The following is a 22,707-nucleotide window of genomic DNA, read 5'->3' on the forward strand; positions in this document are numbered from 1 at the left end:
TTCTTATTCTTGTCAGTTAAATTCGACAGACGGTTAAAAGTAATTACTGCACCAGCAGGTTGCAGCCTCTGATATCAGAATTGTCAAATCTGCCCAGCACTTCAAAAGAACCATCGGGATTGCTTCTGCCAAGATCTTGTGTGGCGATAAATGAGCAAGAATTGATATTGGCCAAGTCTATCACGTTAATACCCCCAGTTTTCTGGCCTGATACAGCAGAAAGTGGGTCATTCGTATCGCGTAGGTTAATTTGCATCCAGGGCGGGCAATTAAAAATGCCCTGGCCATCAGAATAGCCTTGAGATAGCAGTTCAGTCATGCCATATTCGCTATGAATTGCATCCACACCGAAACCAGCTGTCAAGGCCTGGTGCAATTCTTCCCGCACCATTTCCTTTCTTTTACCCTTCATGCCTCCTGTTTCCATTACAATCAGTTCGGGAAACGAGATGCTGAAGTTGTCCAGAAAATCAAGTAAAGCGTAAGTAACTCCAATTAGTAGCGTCTTCTGCCCCTTGCTTTTCTGTCTTTGAAGAGCATCAAATAGCTCAGCATGATTGTGTAAAAAATATCCGCTGTCGATATGTTTGCTTCTTTCCAGTAAAGCATCAACCATGTAAATCAAGGAAGAACCGTCCCGTTCAAGGTATGATGGGAGCAAGGCGAGAATACAAAGCTCTTCTGCTGGACCGTAAAATAAGTCGAAAGCCCTATTGAAACTTTCTTCATAAATATTTAGGTCAGTCACGAAATGCCTGCTTTGAATCATTCCTGTAGTACCAGAACTGCTAAAGGTAATTTGCGGCTGCTCCTCGCTGCTTAAAACTTTATGGGTTTTGAAAAAGCCAATTGGCAAATAGGGGATTTCATTGACAGCCTTCACCTTTTCAGGTACAATCTTCAAGTTAGAAATGTATTGTTTGTATACGTGGCATCTTTGCGCCTGGATGGCAAAAACAGCTAAACAAGCCTTATCAAAGTCGTCCTTGCTGCTAATGGAAAATATACGCTGCGCTAAATCGTTCACAGCGCAAAAATACACAACAGCCTGTAATTAAGATGTACTTTTCTTAACCAACACAGCTTTTCTAAAGTGATAGCCACAAAAGCCACTGATGCCGGCCACAAAAGCGCCAAGAATTGCAGTTAATACCAATACTATCCACCAAATTTTAACCCCTAGCATTTCCGCTACGCGGCCTGCAAGCACATTTTCGTTTGGCAAACTTTTATAAAGTGCCATACCTGTCCAAAGAAATAAAATGGCAAAAAAAGGCGACCATAATGCAATCTTGCCGGTTTTTCCAATTAATCCGCAGGTGGCAAAAGAAACAACAACAATTACCCACCATGGCAAAACCATTTGCAATAAGAATGAGGCTATAAGGATAACAAGAAATACCATATTTATTACTTTTTGGATATTTTTAAATTAGCTATTATTTTAGAATTTGGATCCGAAGGAGTCTGCATGTAATACAAATCGTACAACTGCCCATTGGCCCAGGTATCGATCATATTGTCGTAAAACTTGCTTCCTGGATTGCCGGATTGGCCACCCGGAAAAACGCCATGGCCCTTGGGTGTCTTACCCAATTCGACCACCATACGCCAGGATGGCCCATTTGTCTCACTAAGTGCATTTATGGACATTTTTCCGCCCCCAATCATTAACGTTTTGGAACCAAATCCTGGTACTTTAGCAAGGTGGGGTACGTTGGTATGTTTAACATTGGCCCATTCCCATAATGTGCCAATTGGCCCATATTTTCTTTCCAGACTGTCACAGCTCCATTTGAAAGATTCATTGACTAAATCATTCAAAGTTTCTTTCTGAGGTGTTTTCGTGTTGTCAATCCATCTGGAATTCGGCTCATTCAATATCAATTGTAAAGTCCTGTCTCTCGAAGGATATTTCATCGGTACATCATCAACGCTAAACTCGTCATCCCAAATATCATATTGCAGTCGTTTTGCCCAAAGGTCAAATACGCTGGCTGCAATTGCGTTTGGGGCATAGAACTTATCCCATTCAGTAACTTTGTTTAAAGCCTCTTTTTGCGTAGCATTTAAGGTGGCATTGTCAACTTTAGAAACCATCGCAGAAACGGCATTTTGTGCAAAAATACTGTAGCTGTCGCTTTGCATTAATCTTATACTATCTGCCGTCGCATTTTTCATTACAGTTAGCCTGTCATTGATTCGCTTAGCACGTTCATACGGGGCAAACTCCCAATTGATATAATATGGATAAGTTTGATCGGTAGAAGACTGATTGGCGGAGCTTACAAAATCCCTTGGCGGATTTTTAACGGTAGGATTCTGTGATGATGGAATCCAGCCTTGCCAATCATTTTTTGGATCAGAACCATCAAGGACAAACTTACCCTGATCTTTCCATTTCAATGGAAATTTTCCATTGGCAGTTATGGCAATGTCGTTCTCGTTGGAGGCAAACACGAAATTCTGAGCCGGTGCGGTAAAAAATGTAAGTGCCTTGCGGTAATCGGCGTAGTTCTTTCCCCTATTTAGCAGGTAAAAAGTTTTAAGCTCATTTGAACGATCATGGGCTATCCACCTTAGCGCACTGCCGGTTGGAACGTTGTTAGATCTGGAATAATTTTTCGGCCTTTCCAGGTAAACAACCGGTCCGTGATGCGTGTAAAAAACCGTGTCTGTTTCTGTCTTGCCACCCCTAACTTCAATTTTCTCATACCTTACTTTGGTATTGTTCCATTTATTATTATACCAATAGCTGCTATGGGAACTATCTTTAAACTTAATTTTGTAAAAATCCAGTATATCTGCTGCAACATTGGTTACTCCCCATGCAATATCTTTGTTAAAACCTACAATAATGCCTGGAGCTCCCGGTAAAGAAACGCCATAAGCATTTACCCCAGGAGCATTGAGTTGGATCTGGTACCAAATAGACGGCAACGTTAAATCCAAATGTGGGTCATTGGCCAAAATAGGACATCCTGATGCTGTTTTTTTGCCAGAAATGGCCCAGTTATTACTGCCGATTCCTTCCTCCAATTCTTTAGTCCTCACATTACTCGCCACATCATTATCTGTCAAGGTAGGAGCTTCAGGAATTGGAAGCGGTGTAAAATCCCATTTAGTTCCGGAAGGGATGATCGGATCCTCTTTAAAAGGATAATCTGGGAACAGGTCTTTGATGACATCGGTTCCAAATTTTTTCCTAATGTTGGTCATATAAAATTCGTCCGAACCCATGGCCAGAACGGCTGACATTTGTTTCAGCAATAAAGCACATTTTATCGGTGTCCAATCCTCCGGTTTAAAATCCAGAAGCTTATACTCAAGTGGGAGCTGAGCTGCAGATAATGAATGGATATAAGCATTGATTCCGGCAGTATAAGCCAAAATCATTTCTTTAGATTGAGGATCGGCCATCATGCCCTCCAATGATTTTTCTGCGCCGTAAACCATCCCCATTCTACGTTGGTACCGATCAACCTCAATCGCTTTTTTACCCACCACTTCACAAAGTCTTCCGGCCGCATACCGAGTTTGGAAATCCATTTGCCAAAGGCGATGCATGGCCGTTACATAACCCTGAGCGTAATATACATCGTGGTCATTTTTCGCGAATACGTGGGGTATCATACGGTCGTCGAAAGCGACATCCACATCCTGTAAAGCATCCTTTAAAACAATATTTTTGCTGGCCTTTACGGTAGTGCTTTCTGCGTTTTGCCAGAACCCTGTAAACGGGTTGAGGAACTTAAGCAGCGGGGGTGTATCACCGAATTTAGTATTGAGGGAATAGGTTAATAAAACAGGTATAACAACGGTTATAATAGCTTTTATTTTATTCATCACTGCTTAAATTAAAGATATGCCAAGGTACTTATTAGAAATATTTGGTTCTGCAATTTAACATAAAACTTAATCATTTATAGCATATTAGAAATATGCACTAATTTATAACTGGAAAGCAATTTGGATAATTGAAAATTTGTACTAGATTTAGAATATAATTAACCATTTATAAAATTACAGTATGAGCAAAACTTTTACAAAAGCCGTATTTATGCTTTTAATCTTGTGCGTTACAGTTGTATCTGCACAGGCACAGAGCGTAACCATTAGCGGAGTTGTCACAGACAAAGCCACTAGTGCACCAATGCCTGGCGTAGGTATTACCATCAAGGGGAAAACTTCCGGAACAGCAACAAACAGCAATGGAAAATACTCCTTCTCCACCACAGAAAAAGCACCCTTTACCATAGTAGTTACTTACGTAGGCTATACTTCAATTGAAAAGGAAATTAGCGGAACTGTAAGTAATTTAGACTTCCAGTTGGAATCATCTGCAATACTGGGTCAGGAAGTTGTCGTTTCAGCCTCACGTACCCCAGAGCGTATCCTTGAATCTCCGGTTTCTGTAGAACGTATGGGACAATCAGTATTAAGAGAGTTGCCAACACCTTCTTTTTATGATGCCTTAACCAACATGAAAGGTGTGGAGGTAAGTGCGCAAAGTTTAACGTTCAAATCTGTAAATACCAGAGGTTTCAACTCCAACGGTAATACACGTTTTAACCAATATGTGGATGGAATGGACAACCAGGCACCGGGACTTAATTTCTCGGTTGGTAACATTATTGGTGTTAACGATCTGGATCTGGATAACGTAGAGTTACTGCCAGGCGCATCGTCAGCATTATATGGAGCTGGTGGTATCAACGGAACTATGTTAATGAGTTCCAAAAACCCTTTCGCCTATCAAGGTGCAAGTTTCCAATTTAAGACAGGAATCAACCATGTTAATGATAACAATACTGGTAACCAGGAATACAAACAACTGGATGTGAGACTAGCTAAAGCCTGGAACAACCGTTTCGCGCTTAAAGGAACCTTTTCATTCTTGCAAGCTAAGGATTGGCAGGCTGATAACTACAGCAACTTTGACCGTGCTTCAAGAACGTTTAAAGCTGGAGACCGTGCATCAGATCCTGCTTATGATGGAATAAATGTTTATGGTGATGAAAGCGGTCAAAACATGCGTAGCGTTGTATCGCAAAGCATTGAGCCTGCTGTAAGAGCTGGTATCTTAGCTGCATCAGGTGGTTTGTTCAATCCAAGAACAGTACTGAATAATGTTCCTGCCGGTGCTACTTATGCACAATACCTTGGCTTTATCAATGCTAATGTACCTGCGGCTCTAAGACCTGCAGTTATTGGTCAATATCTTCCTTTTTACTTCGGGCTAGCTAATCCAAGCGTGTTACCAAACCAAACAGTAACACGTACAGGATACAATGAAAGTGCTCTGGTAGACTATAATACACAATCCCTTAAAGCTTCAGGATCAGCGCACTATAAGCTAACTTCAACGGTTGAAGCCATTGCTCAGGCAAATTGGGGAACAGGAACTTCAGTATATACTGGTTCAGACCGTTATTCTTTACGCAACTTCAGCATCGGGCAATATAAACTGGAATTGAAAGGTGAAGACTTCTTTTTAAGAGGATACACCACACAAGAAAGGTCTGGTGACTCCTACATTTCCTCTATTCTGGGTTCATTTATTAACGAAGCGGGTAAGAAATCTACAGACTGGTATCCGCAATACATAGGGACTTATATAGGTGCTAAACTTGGTAATCCGGGTATAACAGACGCACAGGCACATGCTGCTGCCAGGAATGCTGCCGATCAGGGACGTTTAATTCCTGGAACACCTCAATTTGAAACTGCAAAAGCTAACCTGACCAACAGTACCATCGCTTCTGGAGTTGGTGCTAAGTTCAATGACAAAACTAATTTATACCATTACGAGGGAATGTACAATTTCTCTAATGTTTTTAATAACGTAGTTGAGTTTCAGGTAGGTAGTTCTTACAGGATATATCAATTAAGATCAGGCGGAACCATATTCGACGATCTTAACGGCGAAATCAATATTAAAGAATACGGAGCATTTGCGCAATTGGGTAAAAAATTGTTGAACGACAAACTGAAGCTAACTGTTGCGGGTAGGTATGATAAAAATAGCAATTTTGAGGGTCGCTTTACGCCAAGAGTAACTGGTGTGTTCACTGTAGCTCCAAACAACAACATCCGTGTTTCTTATCAAACTGGTTACCGCAATCCAACTACACAAAATCAATATATTGATTTATCTGTTGCAGGTGGTTTACAACGTTTAATTGGAGGTTTACCAGGTAGCTTAAATAAATACGGATTGTTAACTACAAACAAGCCATACACTGATGTAAGCTACCGTGCATTCCTGGGCTCTGTTGCGGCAGGCACTCCAAACCCGGCACTATTGCAAGTTTATAATTTTGATCCTAAGGGTGTAACACCAGAAAGTGTCCAAGCTTATGAATTGGGATATAAAGGATTACTTGGATCTAAATTGTTAATTGATGCTTACGGATATTACAATAAATACAAGAACTTTATCACAGCTGTTGATGTATATCAGCAAAACGGAACGGCATTTTCAAAATTCGGCGTTCCTGTAAATGCAGAAGGTGAAGTAACATCTTACGGTGCAGCACTAGGCCTGGATTACCTGATTGGAAATTACAACATTAGTGGTAACGTTTCTTATAATGAAATTGGCGACTTACCTGCGACGTACATTAATGACTTCAATACGCCAACCATCCGTTATAACCTTGGTTTCGGTAACAAAGAAATCATTAAAAACCTAGGTTTTAATGTAGCATACAGATGGCAGGATGCCTTCTATTGGAATTCATCATTTGCTTCTGGGGACGTACCTGCATTTAGCACCTTTGATGCACAAATAAACCTAAAAGTTCCATCAATTAAATCCATGATTAAATTAGGTGGATCCAACATCCTTAACAAGTATTATTTCACTTCGTATGGTAATCCTTCAGTTGGAGCATTGTACTATGTGGGTTTAACATTTAACCCTTAGTCAACAATATTATAAAATCTATTCCAGGTATTTTCTGGCAAAGCGAAGCAACCTACTGATCTTTTCAGAGGTTGCTTCGTCATTTTATGCTGTTTCTAAAATGTCACAGGAGCAGTTGTCTTGTTTGATAAAAGTAAGTTTTGCCGACTTACTGCATCAATGCGGACAGTAAGCTCGTCAACCTATTTCATGCCGAATTAATTTACATGGCAGCTAAATCATTTTATCTCTCCACATTCCTTTGCTTTTCGTAGAAATTTTAACACTTTAGATGTATAAATTACACGATCTACAGGGAAGCAAATTATACTTAAAGATTTTCATGGAAGAAATTACAGATCCGAATACAGACAATAACTCAATTATAAATAAGCAGGAAGCAGTTGAAGAAGTAATTCAACACTTAAATAATCCGGTTACTGATTTAAAGCCAATCGTAAAGCAATACCTGGGACCTGTGCAAAAGGTAATTGCCGATGGCAATAGGTTCTTTTTTGGTGATGACAGCGCTAGGGTAGAGGTTAGGGTGGTTAGCGATGAGATTATTCGCGTTCGCCTCGCGCCGCACAGCGTATTTCTGGACGACTTTTCTTACGCAGTGCCAGTTGTAGATCAAAAGGTAACTACTTTCAGGTTGCAAGAGGAGCAAGACCACTATGCAGTCTCTACCAATACCATCACCTGCAAGGTATGGAAAAGCGATTTCCACATCTCTTTCGTAGAAAACCAGAGTCAGATGGTGATGAGCGAGGATGCGGTACCTATGCACTGGGAAGAAAATGTGGAGTTTGGTGGTTATTATGTTTATGCAACTAAGAAATGTCAATCGGAAGAAAACTTCTTCGGTCTGGGCGATAAATCTGGAAACATGAATTTAAGGGGTCGTAAATTCCAGAACTGGAATACGGACGCCTATTCCTTCGGTTGGGATCAGGATCCGTTATATAGAACTATTCCTTTTTATACGGGCGTACATGATGGAGCGGCTTATGGTATCTTTTTCGACAATACCTTCCGTTCCTACTTCGACTTTGCCAGGGAAGATAATGAGAAAACAAGCTTCTGGGCTGACGGAGGGGAATTACAATACTATTATATCCATGGTCCTCATATGATGGATGTGGTTAAAAGATACCAGACTTTAACAGGTACTCATCCTATGCCCCCAAAATGGGCTTTAGGATATCAGCAGTGTCGCTGGAGTTACTATCCTGAAAAGAAGGTAAAAGAAATTGCAGATGGTTTCAGGTCAAGAAGTATTCCTTGCGATGCTATTTACCTGGATATTGACTATATGGATGGTTACCGTTGCTTTACCTGGAACAAAACCCATTTCCCTGATCCGAAAAGGATGATTAAGGAGTTGGCTAACGATGGTTTTAAAACCGTGGTGATGATTGACCCAGGGATTAAAGTGGATGATAATTATTGGGTGTTTAAAGAAGGTAAGGAGAATAACTTCTTTTGTCGCCGTAGCGATGATTACTTTATGGAAGGCCATGTGTGGCCGGGCCGATGCCAGTTTCCTGATTTTACCAATCCAACTGTTCGCGAATGGTGGGGTAACCTATACAAAGAGCTGGTAGAGATTGGAGTTGCCGGTGTTTGGAACGATATGAACGAGCCTGCTGTATTTGGTTCGGGAACTTTCCCCAACGACGTAAGGCATAACTATGATGGTTACAGAGGATCACATCGTAAAGCGCATAATGTGTATGGGATGCAAATGGTTCGATCTACTTATGATGGATTGAAAAAACTAATGCGCAATAAAAGGCCATTCACCATTACAAGGGCAGGATATTCTGGTATGCAGCGCTATGGTTGCGTGTGGACAGGAGATAACGTGGCCACATGGGAACACCTAAAATTGGGAAATATTCAGTGCCAGCGAATGTCTATCTCTGGGGTACCGTTTGTTGGTACGGACATCGGTGGGTTTAGTGGAGAGCCGGACGGAGAATTATTCACTCGTTGGATTCAATTAGGTACATTTTCACCGTTTATGCGTGCACACTCTGCAGGTGATACCGCAGAGCGGGAACCATGGAGCTTTGGTGAGCCTTTTACAAGTATAAACAGAACATATATTGAACTGCGTTATAGGTTGATGCCATATTTGTATTCTGTTTTCTGGGAGCATCACCGTTATGGTTTCCCTATTTTAAGGCCTTTGGTAATGCTTGAGCAGGAAAATCTGAGTAACAGCTTCCGCCAGGATGAGTTCACCTTTGGCGATAAAATATTGGTGTGCCCGGTATTGGAACAGGGTGCAACTTCCAGAATGGTGTACTTACCAAAAGGTAAGTGGTATAATTTCTGGACGCATGAAGTGCTTACAGGCGAGAGCGAACATAATATAGCTGCAGCTTTAGATCATATGCCATTATTTGTACGCGCAGGATCCGTAATTCCGGAATATCCGGTAATGCAATATGTTGGTGAGAAGGATGTGGATGAGGTGCTGCTGAATGTTTATTTTGCAGATTATGAGGTTAACTCATTCTTGTATGAAGATCATGGTGATACTTTTGCATATGAGCAGGACATCTACTCAGAAAAGAAATTTACAGTTAAAGGATCTGAGGCGAACCTACTCATTGAGCAAAGCAGAACCGGCTTGTATACACCTAATTACGAGCTTTACAATTACAACATCGTTGGTATACCTTTCAACGTAAATAAAATTACTGTCGACGATAAGGAAGTGACTGATTATACATTAGATGAGCGCAGTTGTCTTCGTTTCAAATCAAATAAGAATTTCACCATAATTAAAATATACAACTAATGGGGGTGCTTGCCTTTAGCTTATTGAGCGATTTTGATATTGCATTATTTATTTCAGGCAAGCATTTCAGGCTTTATGACAAGCTGGGTGCCCATTTGGTTGAGGCAGATAATACTGCCGGTACTTACTTTGCTGTTTGGGCCCCTAACGCTCAGGAAGTAAGGGTGATTGGCGACTTTAACCAATGGGACAAATCTGCACATTACCTCAATAAAAGGCCTGATGAATCTGGCATTTGGGAAGGCTTTATTGCAGGTGTAAAAAAAGGTGATGTTTACAAATATGCAATAAGAGGATTTCATGGAGAAGAGCTTGAGAAAGGTGATCCCTTTGGAAAACGCTGGGAGCATCCTCCAAGAACAGCATCTATTGTGTGGGACAATGCCTATACCTGGAAAGATAAATCCTGGTTAAACAAAAGGCCTAAGTTGACCGCACTTAACCAGCCCATGTCTGTTTATGAGATGCATCTGGGCTCCTGGCAACGTGACCCAAGTGAGCCTAAACGCGTGCTCACTTATAAGGAAATTGCAACAAGCCTTATTCCTTATATCCTGGACATGGGTTTTACACATGTAGAGTTTATGCCTTTGATGGAGTATCCTTACTACCCATCCTGGGGTTACCAGATCACCGGATATTTTGCAGCAAGTTCCAGACATGGTACACCGCAGGAACTGATGTACCTGATTGAGGAATTGCATAAGAACAATATTGGCGTGATCATGGATTGGGTGCCATCTCATTTTCCGGGAGATGCACATGGCCTCTATAATTTTGATGGTACGCATTTGTACGAGCATGCTGACATGAGAAAAGGTTTTCATCCAGATTGGAAATCTTATATTTTTAACTACGATAGGAATGAAGTCCGCTCTTTTCTAATCAGTAATGCGCTTTATTGGTTTGATCATTTCCATGTAGATGGTTTAAGGGTTGATGCGGTAGCATCAATGCTTTATTTCGATTTCTCCAGAACACCGGAACAATCAGGCACCAATGAATTCGGTGGTAGTGAAAACCTAGGTGCAGTAACTTTTCTTAAGGACATGAACGCCGCAGTTTATGCCAATTACGAAGGGGTACACACCATTGCCGAAGAAAGCAGCACTTATCCGGGTGTAACGCATCCGGTACATGCCGGTGGATTGGGATTTGGTATGAAGTGGATGATGGGTTGGATGAACGATACCTTAAAGTATTTTAAAAATGATCCGATAAACCGTAAACACCATCACCATGCACTTACTTTTAGCATCACATACGCTTTTAGTGAGAATTTTATGCTTCCTTTTTCTCATGACGAAGTGGTTCATGGTAAGTCTTCCATGATTTACAAAATGCCAGGAGATGAGTGGCAAAAATTTGCCAATTTACGTGTCTTGTATGCTTATATGTTTACACAGCCAGGCACTAAGTTGTTATTTATGGGTAACGAGTTTGCCCAAACGCACGAGTGGGATTTCAAGAATTCATTAGATTGGCACCTGTTGAAGCATCCCCCTCATTTGGGTATGCAAAAGACAGTTAGGGCTATTAATAGGCTTTATAAAACTGAACCTGCTTTATATGAATATAGTTTTTCTCATGAGGGGTTTGAGTGGATAAATGCTGATGATGCGCAAAGGTCTGTTTACATCTACATCCGAAAAGGGAAAAAAGCAAAAGATACGCTGATTGTGATCTTAAATCTAACTCCTGTTTTATGGGAAAATTATTTGGTTGGTTTGCCATTTAAAGCCAAATGGAAGGAAATTTTTAATACGGATGCAACGGAATTTTTTGGCAGTGGGGTAGCAAATGAAACAACTTTAAAACCTTTAGAAGAGGAATGTCATGGTAGGGAGTTTGCTATTTCTTTAAATATACCGCCTTTAGCCGCACTCGTCTTAAAATCAGTAAAGTAATAACGGCAATAAGACCAAATAGCAATGAAGCCAGCAGATAATATTTGGAAAAGGTTTCTGCGGGTTTCAAATGCAGGACCTGATCATACCCCATATATACCAGAGCATCCCAGTAATAGGGTAAATATTCTTGTTCACCGTTTCGTTTGTCATTCAGCCAATTCAGTTTTGCAAGATGTAACGCTGTGCTGATCTTTTTTCCAGAGAGTATACCCTGATAGCAGTCGGCCGTAATCGCCGAGGCGGCCTCATCATTAATGTTCCATAGACCTGCGATTGTGCCCTGTGCACCCAAAGCGGTAAAGCCGCGACTCAAGCTCATGATGCCTTCACCTTCTGCAACTTGCCCATCAGCAGTTCTGCAAGCACTTAGTACAATCAATGCAGGAGCATTTTTAAGGGCAGACAATTCAAAGAGGTAAATTGGCCCGTCTTCAAAAGCGAGAGTAGGTTCTTTATTGATACCAGACAGGTAAGCGTGTGTGCTGATGTGTAATACACGTGTCTTTTCAAAGGCATTGGTAAACTCCTTAACATCAGCATCTTTATCCATTAAAAATTTGCCTGTGACCATCTTCTTTATCGACGCGGCTTCTTGAGCTACTGCAGGGATAAATTGTTTATTATCGTTCTGATGAGTAATGAACAATCCCGTAAAGCCATCTACAGGTTTACGTATTTCGTGTGACTGGTTATTTAATGTTTGTAAGGAGAAGCCGTAGGATGTACTTAACCTTTTTATCAGGTAAGGCCAGGAGGATATTGACAGACTGTAGGTGCTATCGGTGACTAGCCCATCGAACGACAAGTAGCCAATTACCTCATCTGGTATTATGGTGAGCTGATCCTTAGTCTGCAAGTTTAAGTTGCCAAGTAAAGTTTGATAGAGTTGGTAGGATTGTTTGAAGAATGCTTTCGGCTCATTCATCATCACCTCTGGCCCTTTTTGATAGTATTTGTTAACAAAACCAGTGACCTGTGATTTAACCTCAGCTGCACCTGCCACTCTCTTAATGTAGACTATTCTTTTATCTTGTATTTCTATTACGTAGAGGTATCTGTTTCCTAAAAAATATTCAATTGTAAGGCCTTTTGCAGGAAGAAGTTGCAACAACTGCCGTGCAGATATGGTCTGGTTCGCTTGGAGCGCCGCCAATGCTGGGTATTTTTGTCGGAGTTTTTTTTCCAGCGACTCCAACTGGAATCGGAGCGACTCAATTTTCTGTTTGTCAGCATCAGTATTTTGCAGCCTTTCTTTCTCCCGGTAGGCTATGGCCTGACCCAATTTTTGGCGGGTGCTAAAAAGTGGATCTTTGTGCTGTTCGGTTAGTTGTAAATTGTTTCTTGCAATGTCGTCCAGCAAGGTGCGGGCTTTATTTTGCTCCATCAATTCCAAAATAATTTCTGCATATCGGGATTGCTTCGTTTGTTCCAATAATTGAAAACCCAATCCAATGGCCAGCTCCGCTTTTCTTTTGGTATCAGCCTGAAACCGATGTTTGGTTTTTACATCTGCCAGCTCAAGCCTGATCTTATCTGCTGCAGCTAATGAATATTGCATGTCTTGCAGTGAAGCAGCTATTTTACCTAAATTTTGATAGGTTAAAGCACGTTGGTAAAACACATCTATCAAACGATTGTCGCCATATAATGCTTCTATTTTAATGGAGGTCTCATTATTGAAGCCCAGAAGCTTTAGTGTTTGGTCATAATAACTAATTGCTGTGGTTGGCTTACCAGTTTTTAATTGCAGAGTACCCATTTGGGTAATGATGTAGGCTTGTTCTCTTAAACGCTCGCCTTTGTAGTATTGCTGGTTGATGTTTATCGCCTGTTGGTAAAATCTTTGTGCTGAAGCGTACTTTTTCCTTTGCAATTGGACATCCCCGGCAGTGATATAACTGCTCATTAACCAATAGGCGGTTTCGAAATTTTGAGGATGTAGCTTTTGATTAGCAATGTTTTTTGCGATGAGTGTAACTGCAAGTTCCGTTTTCCCTTCATCCCTATAAACATCAGCTAAAGTATTGTTTAATAAAGCAAGAGAAATAGCTCCTGATTCCAAATAGCTAATGCCCAATTTAACTGCTTTCTCTGCTTGCTGCAGATCTCCTAAAGACCTATACGAAATGGCCATATTGTTGTAGCTACTTGCAATTGATTTTTTGTCGCCTTCTTTGAGAGCGTAGGCCAGGGTTTGCTTTTGAATAAATAAGGCTTTTTCATAGTCCCCTAACCGTGTATAGTTATTTGCCCAGGGTTTAAATATATAGTCTACCACACCCGCTACATTGAGTTTGTTTTCAATGTAGTAATTATAGGCTTTTTCATACCTGTCTATAGATTCAAGGATGTTTCCAGAGAAAAGCTGATTATAACCCTGGTTACTAAATACCAACATTAATGCTTCTTTTTCTTGATCCGTTTTAGGCAACCTCCACATGTTATTTTCAGTTTCCATTAAAAAACTGAGACTTTGTTTTGGGTTACTGTAACTGTAATCTATTCTTAAGTAAAGCCAGTCTGTGAGGTTGTTGATGCGTTTGAGAGAATCTAGAGCGTATTTTAAGACCGGGAAGTTTTTTGTGGATTGCGCGGGTGATGTTACTGTTGATAAAAACAGGAAGACTATCGTAAAATAACAAAATTTAGCAATCCTCATCACGAAGTATTTTAGCTAAAATAGGGAATAAGCGATTAATTTCAAATGGTTTGGATAGTGGAACTGCCCTTTGAATGCTTTCGGATCTGCAACTAGAACTTCCAGCTTAGGTAAGTAATTAGCCTGTTGCTAGAATTTTGTAATGTAAACAGATAGCGGAAACCCAGTGCAGGGCCTATATGTACTTTGCCCAATTGGAGATCAGCAAAAACGGTGTTTTGGAAATCGCTGATTCCATCTTTTGTTTTAGTATAAGTTTCTTTTAAGGTTGTTGTCATTCCTGGAGTAACTAGCGATTCTAATACGCCAGATCTCGAAGGCAAAGATTCTTTGTTGATGTTGAAAGATACAAGAGTTCCTATTCCTGCCCCTAGATATTTATTGAAATTCCTTCGCAATTGTAGTGGCACCAGGTTAATGGTAAGTGCCTTGACCACAGCTGTACTGTCGATGTAGTTAACGCGAAACTCTTCTTTTCTTCCGTTTGCACCGTCCATCACCACTACTTTGCCACCATCTGTTCGGTTGATTAGGTATTCCTTCTCTGCAAATGTACTGGCATATACTTCTGCCTGTAAAAAGTATCTGTGCGGTGCAAAGGGAGCAATGCTTAGACCAAAGCTTACATTTTTTTGTCCGTTATAGGGGGTATTTCCATTTTCAAAAGGGAAGCCATAACCGGCAACTATACCAGGGGAGATGCCTGTCTTGTATTTTCCGGTCGAGTTGTTTGTATAAATCGGTTCGTTTTTATCAAATACGATTGCCGCCCCACTTTTAAATGGGAGTTTTGCAGGTTTTTCTTTAAATCCTATCTGGTATTCGATAAAGCCCATGGTAGAGTCTGCATCATGAACACCTTTTTGCTGAAGCCCGGGCAGATAGATATTACTAAATATAAAGTGGAGACTATCAGCCCGATTTAAGGTATCTAAGCAGCTCTGATTGGCATAGGCTGAGTCGCAAAGTGTGAGTTTTGGTTTGGAATCCAGCACCTTAACTGATTGAGCATTTAATACGTCAGCTATTACCACGCCTACGTCGACTTTCTTTGCCGGACCTTTACCCGTATTTTGAAAATGAACTTTATACGTCAGCTTCTTTTTCTTCCCAACCAATCGGAAGTTCATTTTGCTGTTTTTCATCATCATCTTATTTGGATCATGGGAAGCAACAATTTGAAGCTCCATTGTAAAGAACTCTGTTGCGGCAAGTGGGTTTTCGGGTACAAACATGCCAGTCAGCTTTACGACAGCATTTGTGTCTTTTATCATTTCTGGTGTGGTTTTAAATTCTAGGAAAAGGAATTGTTGCTCACCAGCTTTTAGGTTTTCAAACCTCCAACTTTGTCCTGATCTAAAGGCATCTGCTGTATGCTTCAGTAATGCTGTGCCTTCTTCGTCCAACATAGAATTGCCAATTGCTTCCTCAATACTCGGACCTGAATTAGATGCTAAGTACCCATTGGAAATGTTGGATGATTTTAAAATGGCCAGGTTTCCATTTTTACGGTATTCTACTTTTTTCTCGTTATGATAAGTGCGGGCGTCTACCAGCTCAAAGTTGTCTTGGTTGAACTCTTTGTCATTGAACAATATAGTTATCGTTCCGTTCAGAGTAGCTAGCCTGTTTTCCGTTCTATTCTTATACCCCATCAAAAGCATCATGTCTTCACCGGGTTTGGGCATACAATTGGTTTTCATCTCAATTGAGCCTTCTGTTTTGAAGAAAGTTTTTTCTGAAGGGTCTTCAATTGATGCCAGGACAGGTCTACTGCTGCCTGGTTTGATCGGTTTAGGCCGGGTTGGTGGGCGCTTTCCGTCATCGTAACTATTGGTGGCGAATAGTCGCACATTATGAATAATGGAATCAGTATAATTGTGAGATGGTTCTTTTTCAAATGAAAATTTGCCATCTCCAAACTCCCAGAAGTAAGTGTAAAATGGTTCAGGTGCACCAGCTATTTGTCTAAGCGGCCTTAAGACAGATGTAAATTTAAGTGTACCGTTTTCTTCCTTAACGTTGATGATAGCAGGAACCGTGTCGGCAGGCAGTGTTTTTCCCTGTGGAGCTTGTCCGAATGCAACAGTGGCTCCGATTAGTAATAGCGTTATCAGGAAAAAACATTTCTTCATGTTATTAAAATTAGTAAATAAGTTTATAATAACTAAAAAAGATAAAGCGCCAGGCGGCACTTTATCTTAATTGTTTATTTTATTGTTAGTGTTAGTAGTTATCCAGTTCATTGATCGCTGCTTGTACCGCTGCTTCTGTAGTTTCAGTTAAGGAGAGGCTAAAGTTTTGATTGGCTGAAATTGTAGTTTCTACGGCTGCATAGTAATACCTTCCATCTTTGATGGAGAAAGCAAACATTCTTCCTTCAGAACCGATTGGCATCATGTTGTCATAGCTTTTAACTTTATTGAGTCCATTTGGCGTGTAAATTTGCGCCACAACATTTGCACCCTTAGCACAGAAGTAAACAAACGTTTCTCCGCTGTAGGCATGGAAGCTGGCCATCGATCCCGGGTTATTCAATACATCTACAGTTATCGTAGTTTTAGGGTTAGCATTGTTATAGAAGATGTCGCAATTTACCCATCCCAAACTGCCGAAATCAAATGTAAAAGCTTGTTGTACTGCACCAACTTCTTTCATTCCAACACCGTTGGCTTGTCTAGGAGCTGCCCATGCCATTTGGTTTGCTGCGGCGGCTACTAAGGGTTTTTCTGCCTGATCAACTCCGACCCAAAGTTGAGTTGCTCCATCTCTTTTTGCAGGTATAGATATTTTTACCGGTACCGCCAGATTCTGATCTACACTGCTACCGTTTGTTTTTACACCAATAAAGATAAATCCATCTGATGCTAGTGGTGCTCCAGAAGCGTGATTAGTGTTGGTTCCGGTAAATATAACTGCGCTTCTCTTTAGTACTTCATAGGATTCAACAGTAACATTCCCGGTTACCGGAATACCACCTTTTGTTAGCGATCCAACCGGAAATGTGATTTTTGTTCCATTTGTAAGTGAAACTGTTTGAGGAAGGTTAGAGGCATTTATGGTATTTAATTGTTTTTGAGCCCCAAATTTCTCTGTAAATTCTTTGGCAGTGTTTACTGTGTTGGTGCCCGTAATGGGACGGTCTTTTTTACATGCAATTGTTAATGATAAGATTGCGATAAATAATGCTGATGTGAAGTTTAACTTTTTCATGATGTTTATATTTTATATTTCAATACTTGCTTACTCTATTCTGGCTTTTCAGCTTTCGCCTTTAGGTGATTCGAATAGATATCAATAGCACTTGCAATTTGTTACCCCTCTTTTGAAAAAAAAATATACTTTAGTGTGATTTCTTTAGTAATTATAGCGCCAATGGCTAAAAACATACATTCTGATCAACACCTCGTTACAGGTCTAGTTAATAATGACGCGACAATTGTTAATGAAATCTATAAGCGATGTGCCCCAAAGGTTAAATCATGGATAACATTTAACAGTGGTAGTGCAGACGATGCTGCTGATGTATTCCAAGAGGCCTTACTGGATGTCTATAAGCAGGCTAAATACAATTCATTGGAATTGACCTGCCCTTTTGAGCCCTACATTCTCTTGATCTGTAAACGTAAATGGTTAAACGAAATAAAAAAAAGATCAGTTTTACCGGTAACAAATAGCGATGAGGATTTATTACTTATCGGAGAAGATACTTTTGCAAATGCAGATTACCTGCAAAATCAGGAGCAGCAATTCAAACGCTTTCTTGGTGCTTTTGAAAAACTGGGCGACCGGTGTAAAGAAATTATCACATGGAGCATGAAGGGTGAAGCACAGGAGAAAGTTGCTGAAAGGATGGGCGTTACATATGGTTATCTGAGAAAGAAGAAATCAGAATGTATGGCATCACTCATTAAAATGGTTCAATCAGACAAAATGGAAGAATAAGATGAAAGAGGAGAATATACTATCCGTAGCCCGTTATAGCGAGGGCGATATGGAGCTTCATGAAAAACTAGAATTTGAAGCTAAACTTCAGAATGATGTATCATTGCAGCGTGACCTGGAGGAATACCAGAAAATACATCAAGCACTCCAAATCAATATTGCACCAGATAATCGGGACCAACAATTGGCCGCCAGTTTACAGTTATTGAATGCGCAATATTTTAAAGAAGAATCCAAGCCCCTCATTGATGAAGGAGCTTCAGTTAAGAAAGAAGCTAAAGTGGTTTCTTTTAAACCTTTTATCAAATATTTCAGCATTGCTGCTGTATTGCTCATTGGTGTCATGGTGTGGGCACCATGGTCTGGAGGTCTATATGAAAAGTACCGCATTAGCAAGGAAATGTCTGTAGCAGAACGTAGCGCATCTCAGCAAAATAACATAGCCGCTGGCGCCGCGCTGTATAATAAGGGAGATTATGAAGGCGCGAGAAAAATTTTGCAGTCAGAATACATGTTAAACCCGCAAAATCCGCTGTTGTCATATTATTTCTCTATAACTTTAATAGAAACTTCTCAGGCTATGGAAGCCAGAACAGTGCTTGTAAATCTTTACAACGGAGATTCTGTTTTTAAATATGACGCGGCTTATTTCATCGGTCTAAGTTTTGTGAAAGAGCACAACAATGCTGAAGCTGTTAAGTGGTTTCAAAGGGTGCCACAGGGAACTGCGAACTTTAATCAAGCGCAGGAATTGATTGGTAAGTTGAAGTAGTAATCAGTTTTTCTGTTATTGAAAAGCTAATTTAAATGACGAGAAAACAGCATTTTGGTCGGCCCTTCCGTTGAAGTTTAACCCAACTCTAGGACTTCGATCCCATTGTGGCAAAAATTGATAGGAGTAGTCAGCCTCTCCCTTGAGTTCTATCCATTTTCCCGGCTCCTGACTCCAATACACCTTGCAGTTAAGATCGGGTTGGGCAGTTAGCTTAAGACTCACCCCCTTATTTACCAGGGAAAGCGGCTCTGAGGCGATAACGGTTCTTTTATTGTCTTTTACAATCCAGTATTCAATTTTATTGCCTGCAACTCCTATTCCTATTGCGCTGTTGGCATCACCATAAAATGCCAATCCTTTAAGCGCACTGTTTGAGTTGGTAACGGTAGTTGTTGCCGTAAAGCTAGTTGATACTGGTCTCAACGTGAGCACAATCCCGGCATTGTTTCCTGCTTTAACTGAGCCTGATAGATACAAGTTTCCATTTGCCAGTTTTGTAGAAGGAGTAGAATTTCTAAAATCCCACTGCCATGCTTTACCTACAGTTTTACCATCAAAATTATCAGTAAAATTTGTCCTTTGCGCATCGATTGAGGTTTTTGCTGCTTTTTTAGGATTTAAAGACGGCCAACCTGTTTCTTTATCCCAGCTCAATTCTGCCAGCATGCCTTCCCGCCCTGTAAATACATTATTCTTTTTGCTGTAAGAATGGTAGAGGTAAAAAGTTTTGCCGCCGGGTGTGTTTACAAATGTGCCGTGACCGGGGCATTTCCATTCTGCTGTTTCTGCCAGAATTGGGTTGTTCTGATAGTTTTCAAAAGGACTGGTTAGCGATTTAGATCTGGCTACCCTCACGTTGTAATCACATTGGAGTCCGCAGCAATTCCCCGCTGAATAGAACAGGTAATAATAATCGCCCTGCTTTAAGATACTTTGACCTTCCAGGCCGATGCCTTTCTCATCTTTTAATAAAGAGAAAGTATCGCCTTCAAGCGTTAAGCCATCTGCTGAAAGTTTACTTCCCAAAATTTCAATTGGTCTTTTGTCTAATCCGTAGGCCTTGAATGTGATATATAACTGCCCGTTATCATTGTAGACAAAAGCATCAATGGCTTCTTTGCCGTGTTCAATGATAACCCCGTGGTCTTTAAAACCTTTGTCTGGAAATGCAGAAGTGGCTACTCCGATATAGGATACCCCATCTTTCTTCCTTCTTGCTGTATAGTAAATGAAATAAGTTCCGTTGTTAAAATAATATTCAGGAGCCCAGAAAGAACCCGATGTCCATTCAGGCGCTTTGTCAAAAATGTAGCCGGTTTGCTTCCAATCTACCAAATTACTTGAAGTGTATATTGGAAAATGGGGAGCCCATTCTGATGAGGTGCCTACCGCAAAATATTGATTTCCTTTTCTAATCACTGAAGGATCTGCAAAGTCTCCGGGAATCACTGCTTTTTGTTCTTGAGCACTAACATTTGAAAGAACTGGCAAAAGGGCAGTGAGAAATAACAGGCATCTGGAAAGTGAGTTCATTTTATTGATTTTGGTTGCGGCAATATAGGAAAAAGTGGATTTAAAGTCATATCCCTGTTTATGAAATCGGTTTCAAACAATTAGGCAGTAATTTTGACTATCATCAATTGTACATGAAGAAGTTACTTAATAACACGCCATATTCTGTTTTAGACCTTGCAACGGTTGTACAGGGTAAAACACCAGCAGATACATTTAAAAACAGCCTTGACCTGGCCAGGCATGTGGAGGAATGGGGATTTAAACGCTATTGGCTTGCCGAACACCATAACATGATTAGTGTCGCCAGTTCTGCCACATCAGTTGTAATCGGACACATTGCCGCAGGAACGAAAACCTTGAGAGTCGGATCTGGAGGTATTATGCTGCCCAACCACTCACCCTTAGTGATCGCTGAACAATTCGGTACTTTGGCTTCACTGTTTCCAGATAGGATTGATTTGGGTTTAGGAAGGGCTCCAGGGACTGATCAGGTAACTGCAATGGCAATACGCGGTGAACGTTTTAGCGCCGCAAATGATTTTCCTAAAGATGTATTGAAACTTCAACAGTACTTTTCCAGCGCTAACAGTACCAGTAGTGTGAGGGCAATTCCCGGAGAAGGACTTGATATTCCGATCTGGATTTTAGGTTCCAGCACAGACAGTGCACACCTCGCTGCAGCGCTAGGCTTGCCTTACGCTTTTGCAAGCCATTTTGCACCCGCACAGTTTTTAACGGCAATTGACATTTACCGAAAGAATTTTAAGCCATCTGCGCAATTGGACAAGCCTTACGTGCTGGCTTGTATTAATGTTGTTGCTGCTGATACAGATGCTGAAGCAAATAAGCTCGCAACGTCTTTGTTTCAATTGTTTAGGGGTATTGTTACGGGCAAGCGCCAACTCTTGCAGCCGCCGGTTGACAATATGGATGATATTTGGGACGTTTACGAAGAAGCTCAAGCGAACCAAATGCTGGCCTGCACCTTTATAGGTAGTAAAGAAACTTTGACGCAAGATCTGCAAAGTTTTATAGATCAAACGCAGGTAGATGAGGTTATGGCTACTTCCCATATCTTTGACCATCAGGCGCGTTTGCATTCTTACGAAATTTTTTCGCAAGTATTCCTATCTTTATAGGACATTCGTTAACACCTATCAACATTGAATAAAAGAAGCCGGCTCGTTCTCTCGTTTTTATTGGGGTTTTTAATCCTTTCACTTCATTCATTCGGTCAGGCCGAAGTGAGGGATTCCGTAAAGACGGGAATTTACATAACGAGTATCCATGATATAGACTTCAAGGCAAAGGAATATACAATAGATTTCTGGCTCTGGCTGAAATATAAGAATAGGGAGTTCAATTTCGTAGAAAACCTGGAGATTCCGCAAGCAAAAAGCGTAACAAAATCATTTTCAACTATAGATTCATCAGGAAAGGAGGTATACCTGCTAATGAAGATACAGTGTATTATGAAGGATTCCTGGGCTATAGATAATTTTCCTTTTGATCATCAGACGCTCAGGCTATCGATCGAAAACTCACAATTCGATTCCAAGGCACTCATTTTTAAACCTGATACCCTGGGTAAACAATTTGATCCAAGATTTACGCTGAGGGGATGGGACGTAGACAGTCTAAAGATAAGTGCGGGAACGAAGCTTTACGAAACTGCCTTTGGCGATACTTCAGTGGCAAAACCACATACAGAATATAGTAATTTTAAAGTTCGTGTTGGAATAAGTCGCAATGCCATGGGTATCTTTTGGAAAATGTTTCTGGGGATGTATGTTGCATTTTTGATTGCGTTTATGTGTTTTTATATCCATACAGATAGTATAGATTCCAGGTTTGGTTTAAGTGTAGGTTCTCTCTTCGCTGTAATCGGTAATAAATATATTATCGATGCCTCTTTGCCTGAAACTACAACCTTTACGCTTGTAGACACGTTACACGGGATTACACTGTTGTTTATTTTAGCCGTCATTGTATCGACTGCTTATTCATTAAAGCTGATTAAAAACGACAAATTGACCAAGGCCAATAGATTTGACAGGATATCTTCTTTGGTGCTTTTATCGACATATATTGCACTTAACTTCTTATTTATTTTAGAAGCCATTTACGGTTAGGGTCAGAAAGTTACCTCCTTCGTAGTTTTTATATACGTGTTATTCATAATTG

The 22,707-nt window shown here is 40.6% G+C and carries 14 protein-coding genes; 7 read left to right on the forward strand and 7 right to left on the reverse strand.

Annotated features, from left to right (window positions below; genetic code table 11):
- Positions 1–43: 43 nt before the first annotated feature.
- From ACXZ1K_RS08190 to ACXZ1K_RS08200, 3 genes are read right to left on the reverse strand one after another with little or no spacing between them, the layout of a single operon-like run.
- Positions 44–1,027: a LuxE/PaaK family acyltransferase gene (locus ACXZ1K_RS08190; protein WP_458972894.1), complete on the reverse strand. Its 984-nt coding sequence runs from the start codon at positions 1,025–1,027 to the stop codon at positions 44–46.
- Positions 1,028–1,054: 27 nt separating this feature from the next.
- Complete coding sequence (locus ACXZ1K_RS08195; RefSeq protein ID WP_458972895.1) at positions 1,055–1,405, reverse strand: hypothetical protein; 351 nt, start codon at positions 1,403–1,405, stop codon at positions 1,055–1,057.
- A gap of 5 nt (positions 1,406–1,410) precedes the next feature.
- Positions 1,411–3,846: a penicillin acylase family protein gene (locus ACXZ1K_RS08200; protein ID WP_458972896.1), complete on the reverse strand. Its 2,436-nt coding sequence runs from the start codon at positions 3,844–3,846 to the stop codon at positions 1,411–1,413.
- A gap of 184 nt (positions 3,847–4,030) precedes the next feature.
- Between ACXZ1K_RS08200 and ACXZ1K_RS08205 the strand changes: the two genes are divergently transcribed.
- From ACXZ1K_RS08205 to glgB, 3 genes are all read left to right on the forward strand, one after another.
- Complete coding sequence (locus tag ACXZ1K_RS08205; protein ID WP_458972897.1) at positions 4,031–6,928, forward strand: TonB-dependent receptor domain-containing protein; 2,898 nt, start codon at positions 4,031–4,033, stop codon at positions 6,926–6,928.
- 322 nt (positions 6,929–7,250) lie between these two features.
- Positions 7,251–9,719, forward strand: coding sequence for a glycoside hydrolase family 31 protein (locus ACXZ1K_RS08210; protein WP_458973244.1), 2,469 nt, complete (start codon positions 7,251–7,253; stop codon positions 9,717–9,719).
- Positions 9,719–11,626 (forward strand): 1,4-alpha-glucan branching protein GlgB, encoded by a 1,908-nt coding sequence (glgB, locus tag ACXZ1K_RS08215; RefSeq protein ID WP_458972898.1) that lies wholly within the window; start codon positions 9,719–9,721, stop codon positions 11,624–11,626. Before ACXZ1K_RS08210 ends, glgB begins: the two co-directional genes overlap by 1 nt.
- Here the strand turns inward: glgB and ACXZ1K_RS08220 are convergent.
- From ACXZ1K_RS08220 to ACXZ1K_RS08230, 3 genes are all read right to left on the reverse strand, one after another.
- Positions 11,571–14,288 (reverse strand): CHAT domain-containing protein, encoded by a 2,718-nt coding sequence (locus ACXZ1K_RS08220; RefSeq protein WP_458972899.1) that lies wholly within the window; start codon positions 14,286–14,288, stop codon positions 11,571–11,573. The genes glgB and ACXZ1K_RS08220 overlap by 56 nt on opposite strands.
- Before the next feature lie 92 nt (positions 14,289–14,380).
- Positions 14,381–16,423 (reverse strand): DUF7849 domain-containing protein, encoded by a 2,043-nt coding sequence (locus ACXZ1K_RS08225; protein WP_458972900.1) that lies wholly within the window; start codon positions 16,421–16,423, stop codon positions 14,381–14,383.
- Positions 16,424–16,514: 91 nt separating this feature from the next.
- A complete protein-coding gene (locus tag ACXZ1K_RS08230; protein ID WP_458972901.1) occupies positions 16,515–17,501 on the reverse strand; it encodes a hypothetical protein in 987 nt (328 codons plus the stop codon).
- A 162-nt stretch (positions 17,502–17,663) separates the two neighbouring features.
- On the opposite strand from ACXZ1K_RS08230, the gene ACXZ1K_RS08235 reads away from it, so the two are divergent.
- Positions 17,664–18,233, forward strand: coding sequence for an RNA polymerase sigma factor (locus tag ACXZ1K_RS08235; protein ID WP_458972902.1), 570 nt, complete (start codon positions 17,664–17,666; stop codon positions 18,231–18,233).
- A 1-nt stretch (position 18,234) separates the two neighbouring features.
- Complete coding sequence (locus tag ACXZ1K_RS08240) at positions 18,235–19,005, forward strand: tetratricopeptide repeat protein (RefSeq protein ID WP_458972903.1); 771 nt, start codon at positions 18,235–18,237, stop codon at positions 19,003–19,005.
- Positions 19,006–19,020: 15 nt separating this feature from the next.
- Here ACXZ1K_RS08240 and ACXZ1K_RS08245 read toward each other — a convergent pair whose 3' ends face one another.
- On the reverse strand, positions 19,021–20,541 hold the full coding sequence (locus ACXZ1K_RS08245) for a glycoside hydrolase family 43 protein (protein WP_458972904.1): 1,521 nt from the start codon (positions 20,539–20,541) through the stop codon (positions 19,021–19,023).
- Positions 20,542–20,654: 113 nt separating this feature from the next.
- Here ACXZ1K_RS08245 and ACXZ1K_RS08250 point away from each other — a divergent pair, with 113 nt between their 5' ends.
- Positions 20,655–21,662: an LLM class flavin-dependent oxidoreductase gene (locus ACXZ1K_RS08250; RefSeq protein ID WP_458972905.1), complete on the forward strand. Its 1,008-nt coding sequence runs from the start codon at positions 20,655–20,657 to the stop codon at positions 21,660–21,662.
- Positions 21,663–21,686: 24 nt separating this feature from the next.
- Positions 21,687–22,655, forward strand: a complete 969-nt coding sequence (locus ACXZ1K_RS08255) for a ligand-gated ion channel (protein WP_458972906.1) — start codon at positions 21,687–21,689, stop codon at positions 22,653–22,655.
- Positions 22,656–22,707 lie beyond the last annotated feature (52 nt).

This window comes from Pedobacter jaeyakensis, from assembly GCF_054461315.1.

Excerpts from the sequence above, each read along its gene's own strand:
- ACXZ1K_RS08245 (WP_458972904.1), bottom strand. The coding sequence starts at position 20,541 with ATGAACTCACTTTCCAGATGCCTGTTATTTCTCACTGCCCTTTTGCCA.
- ACXZ1K_RS08195 (WP_458972895.1), bottom strand. The coding sequence starts at position 1,405 with ATGGTATTTCTTGTTATCCTTATAGCCTCATTCTTATTGCAAATGGTT.
- ACXZ1K_RS08240 (WP_458972903.1), top strand. The coding sequence starts at position 18,235 with ATGAAAGAGGAGAATATACTATCCGTAGCCCGTTATAGCGAGGGCGAT.
- ACXZ1K_RS08210 (WP_458973244.1), top strand. The coding sequence starts at position 7,251 with ATGGAAGAAATTACAGATCCGAATACAGACAATAACTCAATTATAAAT.
- glgB (WP_458972898.1), top strand. The coding sequence starts at position 9,719 with ATGGGGGTGCTTGCCTTTAGCTTATTGAGCGATTTTGATATTGCATTA.
- ACXZ1K_RS08200 (WP_458972896.1), bottom strand. The coding sequence starts at position 3,846 with ATGAATAAAATAAAAGCTATTATAACCGTTGTTATACCTGTTTTATTA.
- ACXZ1K_RS08205 (WP_458972897.1), top strand. The coding sequence starts at position 4,031 with ATGAGCAAAACTTTTACAAAAGCCGTATTTATGCTTTTAATCTTGTGC.
- ACXZ1K_RS08220 (WP_458972899.1), bottom strand. The coding sequence starts at position 14,288 with ATGAGGATTGCTAAATTTTGTTATTTTACGATAGTCTTCCTGTTTTTA.
- ACXZ1K_RS08250 (WP_458972905.1), top strand. The coding sequence starts at position 20,655 with ATGAAGAAGTTACTTAATAACACGCCATATTCTGTTTTAGACCTTGCA.
- ACXZ1K_RS08230 (WP_458972901.1), bottom strand. The coding sequence starts at position 17,501 with ATGAAAAAGTTAAACTTCACATCAGCATTATTTATCGCAATCTTATCA.
- ACXZ1K_RS08235 (WP_458972902.1), top strand. The coding sequence starts at position 17,664 with ATGGCTAAAAACATACATTCTGATCAACACCTCGTTACAGGTCTAGTT.
- ACXZ1K_RS08225 (WP_458972900.1), bottom strand. The coding sequence starts at position 16,423 with ATGAAGAAATGTTTTTTCCTGATAACGCTATTACTAATCGGAGCCACT.